Below are 15,943 nucleotides of genomic sequence, written 5' to 3'. Positions count from 1 at the left end.
ATTCTTTCCACCCTGTGCTGTCGCCGATCAGTCGCCGGACTGTTCGACGACGTCCAGCAGCGCGGGATGCAGTCGCCGGTTCCAGCCGGCGCCGGCATCGGCCAGGCGCCAGGCGCGCAGCCACAGCTCCAGCAGGTACGCGTCGACCACCAGCCGCTGTCGCCGCAGGTCCAGGCCCAGGCGCGCGCCGTGCCGGGCCAGCGCCGCCGCCATCCGGGCGACCGCGGGGGCGACCGGCTCACCACGCAGCACCAGCGCGCGGTGGAAGGCGTCGTGGGCCAGGTCGAAGCCGACCGGCACGTCCGGCCCACTGTGTTCCCAGTCCCAGGCGACCAGGTCACCGCCCTGCCGGCCGAGGTTCCACGGCACCCAGTCGCCGTGCCAGTGCCCGAACTCGACCGCGACGTCGCCGTGTCGGCGGGTCAGCGCGGCGACGGCCCGCACCGCCCGGGACCCGCCGGGGGTCGTGGCGGCTGACCGCCGCGCCTCGGCGGTCAGCCGGCTCAGGAAGGGCGAGCCGGCCAGCGGCCGGGGTTCGGCCGGTGGCCGGTGGCGGCGGGCCACCGCGAGCAGCGCCACCGGATCGGGTGCCGCGCCCGCCGGCACCCGCCGGACCTGCGGCGGCAGCGGTTCGACCACCGCGACCGCCCGCCCGTCCCAGTCGGCCTCGGCGAGCAGCCGGGGCACCCGGGGATGGCCGTCGATTCCGGCCACCCCGGACAGTTCCCGCAGCGCCGCCGCCTCCGCCGCGACGAGCGCCCGGGTCGCCGGATTCCACCCGATCTTGGCGTACCCGCGTGGCCGTCCGGCACCGTCGAACAGTTGCAGTGTGGGTTTGTGGTTCGGGTCCGGCGGGCGGACGCCGCACGCCGCGTACCGCGCGCCGCCGCCGAGGAGGGCGGCGAGCCGGTCGGCGAGGAGCACCTCGGCCGGGTGCAGTCCGGCGGGCAGGGCGACGGTCAGGACCGGGAACGGCGCCCGGTCCACCGCGCCGACCCGGGCCGCGACGCCGAGCGCGGCGCGGATCAGGCGGATCGTGGCCGGCCGCAGCCCGTTGTACGCCAGCAGCGCCGCCGCCGTGACCCGGGGTGCCCCGAGCGGCAGCAGGAAACGTGCCCGGGCGACCGACGGCACGACCGCGTACCGCGCCGCGACGGCGGACCCGGCCGGCGGCTCGACGCCCACGGTCAACGCGATCCGCTCGTCGCCGAAGAGCGCCCGGCTCACCCAGCCCAGCCCGTCGTCCCGGCATCGGGGGTCGGTCGAGGCGCGGCCGGCCACCGTCACGCCACCCGGTCCGGCCAGTCGAGGGCCAGCCCCAGCCGCTGGCGTAACGCCTCGTTGTGCGGGCGGTAGTACTCGGTCAGCTCCGCCCGCGACGCCGGGTCCAACGGCGCGGAGTGGGTGCGGTTGTGGACCGTGAAGTCGGGCAGCTCGACCGGGGGCAGGCCGAGGAATTGCAGGGTCCGCCGGAACGCCGCCCGCGCGTCGCGGTAGAGGTCCTCGCTGGGCAGGAAGAGGAACTGGGACCGGTCGAAACGCTCCAGCCACGGCGCCAGGTGTTCCAGGTAGCGGCCCCGGGCCCGGTAGGTGTACCAGTCGTAGGGCGCGCTTACGTACTCCGGCTCGGCGATCAGCCGATCCCGCTCCCCCGCCGTACGCTCCGGCTCGGCCGCCAGCGCGGCGGCGAAGTCCAACGGCTCGACGCCGTTGACACGCCGTTCCTTCCAGTGCGAGTACGCCCGTTCCACCGGGTCCCGCAGCAGCACGATCAGGCGCACCGACGGCATCAGCGCGGCGACCCGCCCCGCGACGAGGGGGTGGAACATGTACAGCGGCGCCGCCTCGCCGACCCGCACCGGCCCGCCGTGGCGACCCTCCAGCCCTTCCCGCTGGCGCACGGTCGGGAAGTGCGAGCGGTACCACGCCTCGCCACGCCGCCAGTTCTCCTCGAAGTAGTGCGACGACTTCGTGTTCCAGGCGGGAAAGAGCCGGGGCACCAGCGGATGCCGGATGAGGTAGTTCCACAGCGAGGTGGTGCCGCCCCGTTTGGTGCCGATGATGAGGAAGTCCGGCAGCGGCCGGCGGTCGCTGGTGCGTACGCCGTAGTCGACCAGATTTTCCCGTACCCGGTTGGTCACCTGGCGGGGGATCACCTGCTTCACCCGGTCCCGCAGCGGCGGCACGACCCTCACCTACCCTTCATCGACGGCTCTGGCGCGGCGGCAGGCCCAGCCGGCTCGCGCTCACGAATCTGTGCCAGGGCAACGCCGATGCGGGCGCGTACCCGGGGCAGCGTCAACAGGCCGAGGGAGGCGGGTGCCAGCAGGCCCACCGCCACCGCCAGGCCGACCGGGCCACCTCCCGGCACGAGCAGGCCGAGCAGCGCCGCGGCACCCACCGCCAGGACGACCAGCCCGGCGACGCGGACCAGCGCGGCGTCGACGAGCGGCTGGCCGACCACCGTCCGGGCACAGCAGTACGCGACCAGGTTCTCCACCACGATCCCGGTCGCCCAGGCCAGCGCCGCGCCGGTCGCCCCCCGACCGGGGATCATCAGCAGGCCGAGTGAGACGGTGACCAGCAGCCCGGCCGAGGTGGCGGCGAGATGCAGCCCGCTGCGCCCGCTCATCAGCAGCAGACTCTGCACGTTGCCCACCCCGGTGTTCACCAGCATGGCCGCCGCGAGCACAGCCACGCCGGTGGTGCCGGCGGCGGCGAAATCCGCCCCGAAGACCGCCAGGAACGTCGCGCCGTGCAGCGCCAGCAGCAGGTAGACCGGCCAGCAGAGCAGCACGGCGAGGGCGGTCATCTGCCGGTGCACCGCCGCCGCCGTGGCCCGCCGCCCCTGACCGAGCAGCCGGGACAACTGGGGTGACACCGCCACCCGCAGCCCGTGCATGGCCAACTGGCCGGCGAGGATGTAGCGGCCGACCGCGCCGAAGACACCCGCCTCGGCCGGGCCGGCGAGCATCGAGGTGAGCAGCACGCCCACCCAGACGGCACCGGAGTCCATCGCCGCCGAGGCGGCCCGGGGCAGCGCGAAACGCCAGAACGTACGCCAGTCCCCCGGGGCAGGTCGGAGCGCGGCGCCCCGGCCGACGCCGAGCGGGCCGGCGACCAGGGCCAGGCAGAGCAGGAGGGCCAGCGCCGCCGGCACCAGCCAGCCGGCCAGCCCGGCCACCAGCCCCCAGCCGGCCAGCACCGCCAGGCCGACCAGCGCGGGCCGGGCCAGCGGGAGCAGCACCGACTGCACGGCGAGGTAGGCGCGCAGCGGCCGGACGCAGCGCAGGGCGGCCAGCAGCAGCGTCATGGCCACCACCACGGGGATCGCGGCGCAGCTCAGCGCGACGAGCACGGCACCGTCGCCGGTGGAGGTGTCCAGCAGCCGGGCGGCGACCGGCGTCGCCCCGAGCACCCCGAGCACGCCGACCAGGAGGGCGACCGACAGCGGCGGAATCAGCGCCACCGGCAGCAGCCGCGCCGCGTCGCCCGCCGCGCCGGTACGCCGTCGCGGCAGCATCCAGATCAGCCCGGTCTCCGCGCCCAGGGTGCAGACGGCGGCGGCCACCGTCACCACTCCGATCGCCGCGAAGAACGCCCCCGACCCGCTGGGACCGTAGCCGCGGGTGATGACCACCACCAGGACGAAGCCGAGGAGCCCGTTGACCGCTGCGCCGAGCAGAGCGGCCGAGGCGGCGCGCGCGCTGCGCCGGGTCTCCCGCACGGACTCGGGTGCCGACGCGTGGTCGTCCCCGGGCAGGTGCGGCGTGACGGCGGCGGGGCTCCGGGTCGCGCCGATCATCCGGGCACCGCCACCGCGTCGGTGCGCGTACGCCGGCGTGCCGCTGCCTGGCGCGCGACGAGCGCCATCGACAGGGCCACGGCGAAGCAGGCCACGGAGATGGTCGGGCTCGCCATCCCGTAGAACGGAAGCTGCGCCAGGCAGATCACCGGCACCACGGCGAGCCACTGCCCGGCGGCGCAGGAGGCGCGGGCGCAGATCACGGTGGCCGCCACGAACCAGGCGAGGAAGCAGACCAGCGCCGGTACGCCATGGCTGAACAGCACCATCCAGAGCTGGCCCTGGGTGCCGACCGGCACCTGCGCGGCGACGGTGTCCGCGCTGACCGGCGCGCCGTAACCGAGCCACGGTGAGTGGCCGATCCGGCGCACCACCTCGGCGTAGAGCGCGAACCGGTCGGCGTTGGTGTCGCTGGCCGCGACCCGGTCACCGATCAACGTGGCGACCGGAATGAACAGGGCGGTGAGCAGCGCCGCGCACAGCACGCCCAGCACGGAGAAACCCACCCGCACGTTGCCGCGCAGCGCGGCCCGGACGCCGAGCACCGCAAGGCCCACCCCGAGGCTGGCGAACATCACCCGGTTCAGGGTGAGGAAGGCCGGTGCCAGCGACAGCGGCAGTGACGCCAGCACCGCCCAGCGCAGCGCACCCCGCCGGCGCAGCATGGTGAACGCCACCGCGCAGGGCAGCGTCATCGCGTACGCGCTGCCGTAGTTGTTGGTGTACGGGAAGGGCGCCGCCGGCCGGTAGACCGGATCCGCTGCCCGCAGGCTGTACTCGGAGGCCGTGACGTGCACCAGGTCACGGAGGTAGTCGTTGTCGGCCAGCCCGGTGGGCAGCAGCAGCTCCACCGGGGTGGTGAGGGCCAACCGCGGCGCCAGCACGCCCAGCCAACCCAGCGCGACCAGACCGAACCAGAACACGCAGAGCGGCACGAGCACCTGCGCGAGGTCGGCGGTCTCCCGGGCCCGGGTGTACACGTAGACGCCGACCACCAGGGCGGTGACGTAGAAGCCCAGCCGCAGTCCGAACGGGGCCAGCGCGGCCGGTGCCGGCAGGCGGGTGGCGCTGATCACGACGAGCGCCAGGAAGAGCAGCCAGAGCCCGGTGGCCGGCGGCAGCGGTACGCGCCCCCGCACCAGCAGCATCGCGAACAGCAGCGCGCCGAGCAGCGACCAGCCGAGGTAGAAGGCGCCGAGCAACCACCAGAGCGGCACCAGGCCGAACATCAGCATCAGCGGCCAGCCGGGCAGCCGGGGCACCGCAGCGGGCGGCTCGGGGCGCGGGGGATCCGGCCACCCGTCGCCGGCCGGGTCGGTCGCCGCCGGCGCGCGGGTGACGGGCACGGATCAGCCCCGCCCGTCGCGGGTCAGCACCATGCCCAGCGTGTTCACCCCGGCGGCCCGCAGTCGCTCGACCAGCCGGCGCAGTTCGCGCTGTCGGGTCCGGTCCCGTTCCACCACCACCACCGCGCTGCCCTGGCGGGCGGCCGCGACTCCCCGCTCGTCGGACTCGGCCGGCGGCGCGTTGAACAGCAGCAGCGGGTGGCGGGCCCCGTGCCGGAACGTGCCGAGCAGGATCCGTCCGGCGCCCACCCGGAGCCCGTCGTCACGGGCGGCCCGGCCGTTCGGCCCGCCCTCGGCGGTCGCCGCCTTGGGCAGGGTGAGGGTGGCGTCCGGGTCGGCCGGGGTACGCGTACCGATCGGGTGGGGCGACGGGCGGCGACGCACGGCCTGGATCCGTTCGGTGATCGGGTCGGCGTCGGTCGGCGGGCGCGGTCTCGGCAGGGGCTGCCGCGTCGGGTCCACGTACGCCGGCAGCCGCTCCCGGTCGGCGAGCACCGCGTCGCGGAGGCGGTCCAGACGACCGCTGTCGTCGGCGACGAAGACCTCCCGACCGGCGACCGCGAGCGCGACGGCCAGCCGGGCGGTGATCGGGGTGGGATCCTCCTGCGCGCTCAGCAGGGTGACCCGGGCCGGCTGGTGGATCCGCTCCGCGATCGCCATGGCGACGTATCTGACGTCGGCGTCGTCCGGGCTTCGACGGCCGGCGATGCCGCCCCGGCCACGGACCGTGCCGAGCAGGGTCAGACCGCTCACCCGCCGGGCGTCGTCGACGGAGCGGATCCGCCGGTCCACCGATTCCCAGGCGTACGCGAGCACCCCGCCGACGAGCGCTCCGCCGAGCAGACCGGCCAGCAGGAACAGCGCCTGCCGGCCGCCGCCGGAGGAAGCCATCGCCGGCTCGGCGGCCCGGGTGACCCAGCCCGGGTTGACGTCCACCGCGGCGATCTCGGTACGCGCGGAGTTCAGTTGGGTCAGCTGATTGTTGATCCCGGTGAGTTCGGCCGCCGCCGCCTCGTTGCCGCCCGAGCCGGCGTTGGCCATCCGCTTGCGCACCGCCGCCTGCTGCGCGGCCACCTTGGCGATGCTCTCGTCGTACGAGCGGAGCATCTCGGTGCGCTGCCGCTCGTACATCGTCCGGCGGATGTCCAGATAGGACTCAGCGGCCAGGTTGACGCTGCGCACCGCCTCGTCCAGCGAACTCGCCCGGTAGGAGAAGCGCAGGATCTGTCCGCCGGTCGGCACCTCGACGTCGAGGGCGTCCCGCACGTCCCGTTGGTCCTGCCCGCTGCGCTCGGCCAGCCGGCGTACCACCTCGGTTCCGGTGGCGATGCCGCTCTCCACGTTCATGTTCACCGCCCGGTCGGCGGCGGCCCCGCTGGGGCTGAAGGCGTCGGTGACGACCGGACGGACCGCCACCACCGCGCTCGCGGTGTACCGGCCGGGCATCAGGAACAGATATCCGAGCGCCACGACGAGGCCCACCGCGGCGGTCGCCGCCACCAGTCCGATCCGCTGCAGCGGTACGCGGAGCAGGTCGCCCAGGGTCAGCGTCCGCTCCGACGCCCCCTCGACGGCGGGCGGGCCAGCGGGCCAGGGGCCGTGCGAGGGGTCAGTCATCCGGCTTCACCGTCGGTCAGGTCTTCCGGTGCGGAGGTCTCCGACGCTGCTCACTGCACCGAGAAAAACATCGATGGGGTGGACCAGCTTAACCCCGAACTCCCGGTGCTGAGTACCGTGCTCTGCGTACCGTTCACCACCGCCGCCGGTGCCGCGGTCGGGTCGAAGGGGACGCTGCGTAGCGAACCGTCGGCGCCGCCGTGGACGATCCGCCCGCCGACCCAGGCCATGCCCCGCACCGACGACCAGGTGACGCCGGTGGTGGGCAGGCTGAACTCGGTGGCGCCGAGGTAGTTGCCGTCCGGCTCGAAGTAGCGGTAATACAGCTGGTTCGCGCCGCTGCGGGTGTAGTAGAGGCGCCCGTCGAGATAGAAGGCGCCGGTCAGCTGGGCCGGGTTGAACCAGTCGTTGTAGCCGGAGGACTCCCACGGGACCCCGATGTCACCACCGTTGAACATCGAGATGTCGATCCGACTACCGGTCGGCGTGCCCGCCACCCGGTGCGACCAGTAGATCCGGTCGTCCACCCGCCAGGTGGCCCCCGCCTGCGTGTAGTTCGGCTGGCTGACGGTGGTGGCGGCGCCGAGAGTCGTACCGTTGAACGGCACCTTCGCGAGCCGTCCCTCGCCGACGCTCAGGTAGAGGTGACCGGTGGTCGCGGTGGGTGGGTTCCGCAGCACCACGCCGCGCCCGCCGGCCAGGGGGAAGACACCGAGCCGGCCGTGGTACTCGTTGCCCATCCCGTCGGAGTTGTGCCCGAAGTAGAGGCCGTCGCTGCCCCGCCAGAGCACCGGCACCTGGGAGCCCCAGTTGCTGGCGCCCGCCGGCAGCGAGCTACCGCCCCGGCGGCCGGGGTTCCAGTTCACCGGCATGCCGGTGGCCGGGGTGACCGCGGCGATGCCGAGCCGGTCGACGGCGCCCGGACCGGCCGCGTCGCTGGCGTTGGGGTTGTTCAGCCAGCGGAAGTGCCCGCCGAGGTAGATGACGTTGTCCGCCACCTCCACCGAGGTGATCGTGTCGTTGCCGGTGTAGTTGACCCAGGTGCCGAGCTGGTTGGCGCCGCGGGCGGCGGTCTCGAAGCGGACCAGCACGTCGCAGTACGCCGCCGGCCAGCCGGCGCCGCCGTTGGTGCCGACCACGAACCAACTGCCGTCCCCGCCGAAGCGGACGTCCTGCACGTAGTGTGTGAACGTCTCCGGGGCCGCGCACGGCGGCACGAATTTGTCACTGCTCCAGTCGATCACGCTCGGCGTCCCGGTGAGGGAGATGAGCGCCAGCTGGTTGCGGGACAGGCCGCCGACGTACTGGAAGTTGCCCCCGGCGACCAGGGTACGGCCGTCCGGGGTGATGTCGATGGCCCAGGCGTACGACCCGGTGCCGTGCCGGCCGACGGTCGCGTCGACAGTGAAGGTCGGGTCGACGTCGCCGGTCGTGGCGTTGAGCCGGGCCAGCCCGGAGTGGGCGGTGCCGTTGATCCAGTTGAAGGCACCGGCCAGGTAGAGGTGGTTCTGGTGCAGCACCATGTCGCGGATCATCCCGCCGTCCGAGCGGCCGACCCAACTGGCGACGGTCGCGCCGGTGGCGGGATCGAGCGCCACCAGGTTGCGCCGGGCGACGCCGTTGACGTTCTTGAACGCCCCGCCGACGATCAACGTCCCACCGGGCCCGGCGACGAGCGCGTTGACCGCGCCGTCCAGCACCGGCAGGAAGGTCGTGGAGATCGCCCCGGTGGAGCGGTGGTACGCGAACAGGTAGGCCCGGGCGACCCACGGCGAGCTGGCGGTCTGCCGGATCTGGGTGAAGCTGCCGCCGACGAAGACCACCTCGCCCACCTGCGCGAAGGCGCGGGCCTCACCGTCGCGGGCGTGCGGGGTGTGGTTGGCCGGATCCGTCGACACCAGCGTGCCCGGCGTCGGCACCGGCACCACGGCCGCCGTGGCCGTCGCGGCGGACACGGCCAGCACGGCCGCCACGGTCACCACCGCGATCAGTCCGGCTCGGAACCGGGCCGGACGCCACGGGAAGGAGATTCTGGGCACGCTACGCCTCCAGAGTGGACTACGATTCACGTAGCGTCCCCCGTCGGCAACGGAGGGCGATATCAGCCGATTGGCCGTTTAGCGGATCCGGAATCAGACAGCGGGGCGGGTCGACTTCTCCATCCGGTCCACGTTGCGCACCCGGTCAGCGCCCTCTCGTGGGCTGACGCAGGTAGCCGTCGCGCCCGGCGGCGGTGAACCCGGCCAGCGCCGACGCGTCGTGGTTCATGGTCATGTCGCAGGTGCTCGTCGTCCGGGTCACGCCCGGCGAGTTGAAGTAGATCGCCGCCTTGATCTTGGGGTGGGCGCGCAACGCCGCCGGGAACTGCTCCAACCAGCGCCGCTTGGCGCTCGGGTCACCGGCGTCGAAGTTCGTGCCGAACTCGGTCAGCATGCGCGGCTTGCCCGCACCGATGCCGCGCTCGTCCAACCAGCGATAGAACGGGCCGATGGTGTCGCTCGGGCTTTTCCAGACCGGGCTGCCGGTGCAGACGTGGAAGTTGTACGGATCCCAGGCCACCCAGTCCACGTAGCGGTCACCGGGGTAGAGCCCGGCGTACCGGTGGTAGTGGCCGGACCAGCCCATCACCGTCCAGACCCAGACCGCGTTGCGGACCCCGGCCGCGGCGAACCGGTCGTGCACGTGCCGCCAGGCCCGGACGAAGTCCGCGTCGCTCCCCTTGGCCGGCTCGTCCTCCGGCTCGTGGTCGAAGCCGAGGAAGACCGGCACCCCGGCGGCCCGGATCCGCCCGGCGACCGCGTCGATCGTCGCGTCGTACCGGCCACTGTGGACGTCCCGCCAGGTCAACACGGCACCGGAGGAGAAGATCCGGGTCTCCCAGGCGAAGAACATGATCCGCCCGTCGCGCATCAGCCGCTGCTGGTAGGCGTCCGGAAAGGCGCCGTTGCTGCCGACGTCGGAGAAGTCGTGGTAGCGGCGGACGATGTCGAAGCGCCGCCCGACCTGCGCCTCCACGTCGGTCACCGCCCGGCCGTGGTCCCAGGTCGCAGGGTCGGTCGGCGAGTAGATCCCCCACCAGGCGCCGCACGACGGAACCAGCTTCGCCGAGACCCTCCCGCACCGCCCCGAGCCGTCCGACCCGGCCAGCGGACGGCCGGGCGCGGCGTCGGCCGCAAGCAGCGCCACCAAGCCCACGACCGCCACCCTGAACACCGCGCCCAGGATGCCGAGGACCATGGCGGTACGCCGAGGGCCCGCTCTCACCGCCAGTGCGGGTCAGCTCGTCGGAGCGATCCGCTTCGCCAGGTCGACGAAGGACTGCCAGGAGCCTGGCGTGAACGCAAGGGTGCCGCCGTCCCGGTCCTTGGTGTCGCGCACCAGCACCGCGCCGGGCAGATTGTCGGCAACCTCGACACAGGATCCGCCGTTGGTGCCCGAGTAGGTCGACGTGCGCCAACTGGCCCCGGTCATGTCCATGTCTGCGCCACTTCCTTGATCAGCTCGAGTGACTGCCGGCGCGGGAGTGCTTCACTTCGGACCGCCTCCCACGTCCGCTGGAGGGTAGCAAGGTCATCGGTCTGGCTGACCACCTGCGCGCGCACCTGGTGATCGAGGTGTGCCACCAGCGAGCCGTCGCCGAGGGTCGCCACGATGAAGCCGCCCTGCAAGCCAGGGTAAATCCCCGCCTCCTCGGGCACCACGAGTATCTGGACGTGCGGCAGCTCGGACATCTTGACCAGGTGTTCGAGCTGTTCCCGCATGATGTCGGGCTGCTGATTGACCGGCCGGCGGAGCACCATCACATCGATGATCGCCACCAGCGGTACCGGCACGTCGCGGGTAAGGATCGCCTGCCGATCCAGCCGGGACGCCACCATCTGATCGATCTGGCCCGGAAGGAGCAGGCCGTTGTTCATCATGCCTCGCGCATACGTCTCCGTTTGAAGAAGACCGGGGACGAACGCCGGTTCGTACCAGCGCAGGAGCGCTGCCTCGCGTTCCAGCTCGATCCACTCACGCAGCCAGGCGGGCGTCTGCTCCAGTTTCGACAGTTCCCGCAGCATCCGGGTGAAGCGTCCCTCCCCAGCTTCCGCATCGAAGGCCGGGTCGTGGGCACGGTCGACGGAGACCATGTAATCCCTGGTGGGTGGTCGACCACCGGTCTCGACCGAGCTGACGTGCGACCCGGAATAGCCGATGCCGCGACCGAAGTCGTCCTGACTCAACCTGAGATGCACTCGCAGCAGCCGCAGTTCCTCGCGGACGTAATCGACAGCGCTGCCCATCGATCCTCACTCCTGCCCGTTTCCGCTCGACGATTCGCCAGTTACGCCCAGTTACCCCTGGTGCATGCGCGGATGCCGTGCGCGCCTACCGACAGTAGGGCGTTCTATCCAAACTGTCACGCAGCGGAGCCGCTCCTATCCAGGAAGGGACGGGGTGGTTCCTGCATCGGGGTCGCCCGCGAACTTCCCCCGTGCACGGGCGACCCCATCCAGATGCGGAATGGAGGCCAACCATGGCGGGTGTGTATAGGCCAGCGGTGATCACCAACCGGCTGTCGCCACCGAAGCGCGGCCCTCACCCCGATCGTCCGCACGTCACCGGTGGCGGGTTGCCGCACACCCCGATGCGGCCGATGTGGTGCTGCCGGGCCGACGGGCAGCCCTGGCCCTGCGGCGAGGCTCGACTGCTGCTGAGGGTGGAGTACGACGGCAATCTGGCCGGCTTGTCGATCTACCTCGCCGGCTTGATGTACGAGGCCATGCGCGACCTCTACCACCTCAACCCACACGACGCCCCCGACCCGGCCGCCCTCTTCACCCGATTCCTCGCCTGGTCCCGCCACACCAATTTCGAGCCCCGATGAAGCGACCGGCAATAGGGCGGCGATAGGGCCGAGGCGGATCGACTCCGTTTCGTCGGTACGGCCGTGTCCAAGCGGTCGGGACACCACCATTACGGCGAAACGGCGATCTAAGTGTCAATCTTGGACAGTTTCCGTTAGCTGCTAACGGCAACTGTCCAAGATCTCGGATCGGCCGCCCGCAGCGCGTCGCCGCCAGCGTTCGGCTTGGTGCGGCGATGGCGCGTCCGCTGCCCGGCTCATGACCAGGACGGACAGCTGACTGGCGCTGGTCGGCTTCCAGGTCGGCATAGAAGGGGTCTCCCGGAGACACGCTTCAGCAGCGCATCCGCGCGGACGACCGCTCGATCCGAACTGGGTCAGCCGGCGCGGGCGGCGGCGAGGGCGGCGGACATGGCGGGGCGGGGGGCGGCGACGCCGGTGAACTGTTCGAACTGGCCGATCGCCTGGGCCAGCAGCAGGTCCAGGCCGGAAACGATGCGGCAGCCGGCCGCGCCCGCCGCGGCGGCCAGCGGGGTCGGCCAGGGGTCGTAGATCGCGTCGAAGAGCACGGTGCCCGGCCGCCAGCACACCGTGTCCGCAAGGTCGTCAGCGGCGCCCTTCGGCACCGTGGAGATCACCACGTCGGCCTCGGCTCGCGTCGACGCCTCGGACCAGCCGGCGGCGGTCATGGCCAGCCCCAGCCGGCCGGCCACCGGGGCCAGCTCGGCGACCGCCGCCGGTCGGCGAGCCACCACGGCCACCGCCGATGCGTGCAGCCGGGCCGCCGCCGCCAGCGCCGCCCGCGCGGTGCCGCCCGCGCCCAGCACGGTCACCGTGGCACCGGAGCGTACGCCCGCCTCGGTCAGCACCTCGACCATGCCGGAGACGTCGGTGTTGTCGGCGTACCAGGAACCGTCGGGGCGGCGTACCAACGTGTTGGCCGCACCCACCGCGGCGGCGACCGGCGAGACCTCGGCGGCAACCGCGAGCGCCGCCTCCTTGCTCGGCATGGTCACCGACAACCCGGCCCACTCCGGCCCCAGGCCCGCGACCAGGCCCGCCAACTCCTCCGCCGCGCACTCGATCCGGGTGTACGACCACCCGGTCAACCCGGCGGCGGCGTAGCCGGCATTGTGGATCACCGGGGAGAGCGAGTGCGCGATCGGCTTGCCCACCACCGCCGCCTTGTGCGCCGACACAGCCAACGATCCTCCCCAAACCGCAGTGCCAACCGTCAACGGTATTCAACACCGAACCGACCGCTGCGGCAGGCCCCCGCTCTGCGGGATCATGAACGTCGTTCACGGCCGGGCCACGCGAAGGAGAGGCATGTCTGACACCAGCCTGCGGCATCGCAGGGGAAAGACCACGCTCGTCGTCCGGGGGCCGGAAGGGCAGCCGCTCCCCGAGCAGCCGGTGACGGTCGCCCAGCAGCGGCACGCCTTCGGCTTCGGCAACATCGGCTTCGACTTCGTCGACCTGGTCGGTGGCCCCCGCCCCGAGGCGGACGGCCAGCCCTTCGGCGGTACCGACCAGGTGGACCTGGAGCGGCTGGGCGAGCTGTGGCTCAACCTGTTCAACACCGCGACCCTGCCGTTCTACTGGGGCAGTTACGAGCCGCGGCGCGGCGCCCCCGACACCGAGCGCCTGACGAAGACGGCGCGGTGGCTGGCCGAGCGCGGCGTGACGGTCAAGGGTCACCCGCTCGTCTGGCACACCGTGCAGCCGCCGTGGCTGCTCGGCGTCGACCTCGACGAGGTCGAACGGCTGCAACGGGCCCGCATCCGTGACCTGGTCGGCGGGTTCGCCGGCCTGATCGACACCTGGGACGCGATCAACGAGGCGGTCATCATGCCCGTCTTCGCCAACGGGGACAACGCCATCACCCCCCTGGCCCGGGCCCGGGGCCGCATCCACATGGTGCGGATGGCGTTCGAGGAGGCCCGCGCGGCCAACCCGGCGGCCACCCTGCTGCTCAACGACTTCGACCTCAGCTCGGCCTACGAGTGCCTGATCGAGGGGGTGCTCGAAGCCGGGATCCGCATCGACGCGATCGGGCTGCAGACCCACATGCACCAGGGGTACCGGGGCGAGGAACAGATGCAGCAGCTGCTCGACCGGTTCGCGCGCTACGGTCTGCCGCTGCACCTGACCGAGACCACGCTGGTCTCCGGCCACCTCATGCCGCCCGAGATCGTGGACCTCAACGACTACCAGATCCCGGAGTGGCCGAGCACCCCCGAGGGCGAGGCGCGGCAGGCCGACGACATCGCCCGGCACTACCGGTCGCTGCTCGCCCACCCCGCCGTCGAGTCGATCAACTACTGGGGGCTCACCGACCGGGGCGCGTGGCTCGGTGCCCCCGCCGGCCTGGTCCGCGCCGACGGCAGCCGCAAGCCGTCGTACGACGCCCTGGAAGCCCTCATCAAGGGCGAGTGGTGGCTGCCGCCCACCACCATGCGCACCGACGCGGACGGCACCGTCACCGTCGAGGGCTTCCTCGGCGACTACACCGTCTCGGCAGGCGACCGCACCGCGCGCTTCACCATCGATGCCGCCGACACCGCGGCAACCATCGACCTGGCCTGACCACGACTCAGGCCCCGACGTGCGGTGGGGTGCAGATCATCTCCACCCCACCGCATGAGCCGCCGCCGGATCAGATGATCCCGGCCTCCCGGGCCTTCGCCTTGTTCTTCTCGTGCTGCTCGTAGGTCTCGGCGAACTCGGAGTTGCCCTCCTTGTCGACGGCCACGAAGTAGAACCAATTCCCCTTCGGCGGATCCATCGCGCCTTCGAGGGCGTCCTTGCCCGGATTGTTGATCGGGGTGGGGATCATCCCCCGCAGCTTGCGGCTGTACGGGTTCTTGGTGTCGAGCAGCTCGTCCCGCGTCATCTCAGCCGACGTCTTGGTCTTCTGCCCCGTCATCTCCAGGTAGTAGTTGACCGTGACGTCCATCTCCAGGCAGTTGCATGGGAACTCGCCGTAGGCCCGGTTGTAGGCGACCCGGGCGACCTTGCCGAGGTCCTTCTTGGTGCCGGCCTCGGCTTGGGCGAGGGAGGCGACGATCAACGCCTCGTACGGGCTGATCCCGCCGCGTTCCTTCTCCACCCGGTCGGCGAACTCCATCTGCCCGGTGACGGTGAGGAAGTGGTCGACCATCTGCTTGAGAATGGTTTCGGCGGTGGCGTCCGGCGGAATCTCGTAGGTGTCCGGGAAGAGGAAACCCTCGATCGACTTCTTGGACTTCTTGCCGTCGGTGCGCTTGAACCACCAGTCCGGCACGCCGAGCTTCTCCGGGTTCTTCGCGGCGGTCTCGAACTGCTTGACCGGAATGTCGGTGTGCTTGCTGAGCAGCTTGAAGATGCTCGTCGCGGAGCGCCCCTCGGGGATGGTGATCCCGTTGACGATCCGGTTGGCCGGATCGAGCATCGCGGCCAGGGCGTTCTCGCCGCTCATCTGCTTGCGCAGCTTGTACGTGCCGGGCTGGATGTTGCGGCTGCGCGAGTTGTCGTTGGCGGCGTTGGTGAACGCCTTGGTGCTCTTGACCACGTCGGCTTCGTAGAGCACCACGGCCATGTCGGCCAGGAACGCGCCCTGCGGGATCTGGACCGTCACCTCCTCGGTGCCGGCACCGTCGTAGTCCGGGGTGGTGAGGAAATTCTGGATCCGGTCGAAACCGTAGAAGGCACCGCCGCCGATGCCGCCGAGCAGCACCAGCGCCAGCAGCAGGGCGAAGATGGTCTTGCCCCGACCACCACCGGATCGGCCGTCGCGTTTACGGCCGCGTCGGTGTTTGCCCTTGTCGCCCCTCTCACGCTCGTCGAACCCGAGATCCAGCTCGTCCATCATCGCGTCGGCCTCCGCTGCGCATCCAGCCAGCTCTGCAGAATCTCCACCGCGGCGGCCTGGTCGACCACCGCGCGTTGTTTCTTCCCCCGGACACCCCGCTCGGCAAGCCTGCGGCTCGCCACGACCGTGGACATCCTCTCGTCGGTCAGCGTCACCGGTACCGGCGAAATCACACCAGCCAGAAGTCGAGCGTACGCCTTCGCGTGCTCCGCCGCGGGTCCATGTTTGCCGGCAAGGTTGATCGGAAGACCCACCACCACCTCGACCGCCTCGTGCTCGGCGACCAGCGCGGCAAGCTCGGCGATGTCCGACGGCACCGCGTCTGACCTGGGGTTCTGCTCCCTGGCGAGGGTGACCAGCGGGGTGGCGAGCACCCCGTGCGGATCGGACCGGGACACCCCCACCCGGACCTGACCGACGTCCACGCCCAGCCGCACGCCACGAGGCAAATCAGTCACGCCGCGTCACCTTTC

14 protein-coding genes are annotated in these 15,943 nt (G+C 71.9%); 2 read left to right on the top strand and 12 right to left on the bottom strand.

The window, feature by feature from the left end; translation table 11 throughout:
- Positions 1-27: 27 nt before the first annotated feature.
- The 9 genes from IEY61_RS13940 to IEY61_RS13900 all read right to left on the bottom strand — a co-directional run bounded on the left by IEY61_RS13940 (position 28) and on the right by IEY61_RS13900 (position 11,054).
- Positions 28-1,287 (bottom strand): hypothetical protein, encoded by a 1,260-nt coding sequence (locus IEY61_RS13940; protein ID WP_189044254.1) that lies wholly within the window; start codon positions 1,285-1,287, stop codon positions 28-30.
- Positions 1,284-2,186 (bottom strand): sulfotransferase domain-containing protein, encoded by a 903-nt coding sequence (locus IEY61_RS13935; RefSeq protein ID WP_189044252.1) that lies wholly within the window; start codon positions 2,184-2,186, stop codon positions 1,284-1,286. Before IEY61_RS13935 ends, IEY61_RS13940 begins: the two co-directional genes overlap by 4 nt.
- A 5-nt stretch (positions 2,187-2,191) precedes the next feature.
- On the bottom strand, positions 2,192-3,805 hold the full coding sequence (locus IEY61_RS13930; protein WP_229705886.1) for a lipopolysaccharide biosynthesis protein: 1,614 nt from the start codon (positions 3,803-3,805) through the stop codon (positions 2,192-2,194).
- Positions 3,802-5,151 (bottom strand): O-antigen ligase family protein, encoded by a 1,350-nt coding sequence (locus IEY61_RS13925; protein WP_229705885.1) that lies wholly within the window; start codon positions 5,149-5,151, stop codon positions 3,802-3,804. The genes IEY61_RS13930 and IEY61_RS13925 overlap by 4 nt, the downstream gene beginning before the upstream one ends.
- 3 nt (positions 5,152-5,154) lie before the next feature.
- Positions 5,155-6,768: a Wzz/FepE/Etk N-terminal domain-containing protein gene (locus IEY61_RS13920; RefSeq protein ID WP_189044250.1), complete on the bottom strand. Its 1,614-nt coding sequence runs from the start codon at positions 6,766-6,768 to the stop codon at positions 5,155-5,157.
- Positions 6,769-6,818: 50 nt separating this feature from the next.
- A complete protein-coding gene (locus IEY61_RS13915; RefSeq protein ID WP_189044407.1) occupies positions 6,819-8,759 on the bottom strand; it encodes a YncE family protein in 1,941 nt (646 codons plus the stop codon).
- A gap of 193 nt (positions 8,760-8,952) precedes the next feature.
- Positions 8,953-10,005: a glycoside hydrolase family 26 protein gene (locus tag IEY61_RS13910; RefSeq protein WP_229705884.1), complete on the bottom strand. Its 1,053-nt coding sequence runs from the start codon at positions 10,003-10,005 to the stop codon at positions 8,953-8,955.
- A gap of 39 nt (positions 10,006-10,044) precedes the next feature.
- Positions 10,045-10,239, bottom strand: a complete 195-nt coding sequence (locus IEY61_RS13905; RefSeq protein WP_189044406.1) for a DUF397 domain-containing protein — start codon at positions 10,237-10,239, stop codon at positions 10,045-10,047.
- Positions 10,236-11,054 carry a DUF5753 domain-containing protein gene (locus IEY61_RS13900; protein WP_189044248.1) on the bottom strand — a complete coding sequence of 273 codons (819 nt, stop codon included), beginning with the start codon at positions 11,052-11,054 and terminating at the stop codon, positions 10,236-10,238. Before IEY61_RS13900 ends, IEY61_RS13905 begins: the two co-directional genes overlap by 4 nt.
- Before the next feature lie 233 nt (positions 11,055-11,287).
- On the opposite strand from IEY61_RS13900, the gene IEY61_RS13895 reads away from it, so the two are divergent.
- Positions 11,288-11,638, top strand: coding sequence for a hypothetical protein (locus tag IEY61_RS13895; RefSeq protein ID WP_189044246.1), 351 nt, complete (start codon positions 11,288-11,290; stop codon positions 11,636-11,638).
- 356 nt (positions 11,639-11,994) lie between these two features.
- On the opposite strand, the gene IEY61_RS13890 is transcribed toward IEY61_RS13895, so the two are convergent.
- The gene (locus tag IEY61_RS13890; RefSeq protein ID WP_189044244.1) at positions 11,995-12,822 is read right to left on the bottom strand and encodes a shikimate dehydrogenase; all 828 of its coding nucleotides are present in this window, start codon (positions 12,820-12,822) and stop codon (positions 11,995-11,997) included.
- 124 nt (positions 12,823-12,946) lie between these two features.
- Here IEY61_RS13890 and IEY61_RS13885 point away from each other — a divergent pair, with 124 nt between their 5' ends.
- On the top strand, positions 12,947-14,206 hold the full coding sequence (locus tag IEY61_RS13885) for an endo-1,4-beta-xylanase (protein WP_189044242.1): 1,260 nt from the start codon (positions 12,947-12,949) through the stop codon (positions 14,204-14,206).
- Between the two features lie 70 nt (positions 14,207-14,276).
- On the opposite strand, the gene mltG is transcribed toward IEY61_RS13885, so the two are convergent.
- Both mltG and ruvX read right to left on the bottom strand, forming a co-directional pair.
- Complete coding sequence (gene mltG, locus IEY61_RS13880; RefSeq protein WP_189044240.1) at positions 14,277-15,470, bottom strand: endolytic transglycosylase MltG; 1,194 nt, start codon at positions 15,468-15,470, stop codon at positions 14,277-14,279.
- A complete protein-coding gene (gene ruvX / locus IEY61_RS13875) occupies positions 15,467-15,928 on the bottom strand; it encodes a Holliday junction resolvase RuvX (RefSeq protein ID WP_189044238.1) in 462 nt (153 codons plus the stop codon). Before ruvX ends, mltG begins: the two co-directional genes overlap by 4 nt.
- Positions 15,929-15,943 lie beyond the last annotated feature (15 nt).

Origin of the sequence: Micromonospora sonchi, assembly GCF_014646235.1 — a bacterium.
GTDB lineage: Bacteria > Actinomycetota > Actinomycetes > Mycobacteriales > Micromonosporaceae > Micromonospora > Micromonospora sonchi.
This window is presented reverse-complemented; position numbering and strand designations above follow the sequence as displayed.

Bases quoted from the DNA above. Each gene is read 5' to 3' on its own strand.
- IEY61_RS13930 (WP_229705886.1), bottom strand. From the start codon at position 3,805: ATGATCGGCGCGACCCGGAGCCCCGCCGCCGTCACGCCGCACCTGCCC.
- IEY61_RS13920 (WP_189044250.1), bottom strand. From the start codon at position 6,768: ATGACTGACCCCTCGCACGGCCCCTGGCCCGCTGGCCCGCCCGCCGTC.
- IEY61_RS13910 (WP_229705884.1), bottom strand. From the start codon at position 10,005: ATGGTCCTCGGCATCCTGGGCGCGGTGTTCAGGGTGGCGGTCGTGGGC.
- IEY61_RS13905 (WP_189044406.1), bottom strand. From the start codon at position 10,239: ATGACCGGGGCCAGTTGGCGCACGTCGACCTACTCGGGCACCAACGGC.
- IEY61_RS13900 (WP_189044248.1), bottom strand. From the start codon at position 11,054: ATGGGCAGCGCTGTCGATTACGTCCGCGAGGAACTGCGGCTGCTGCGA.
- IEY61_RS13895 (WP_189044246.1), top strand. From the start codon at position 11,288: ATGGCGGGTGTGTATAGGCCAGCGGTGATCACCAACCGGCTGTCGCCA.
- IEY61_RS13885 (WP_189044242.1), top strand. From the start codon at position 12,947: ATGTCTGACACCAGCCTGCGGCATCGCAGGGGAAAGACCACGCTCGTC.
- mltG (WP_189044240.1), bottom strand. From the start codon at position 15,470: ATGATGGACGAGCTGGATCTCGGGTTCGACGAGCGTGAGAGGGGCGAC.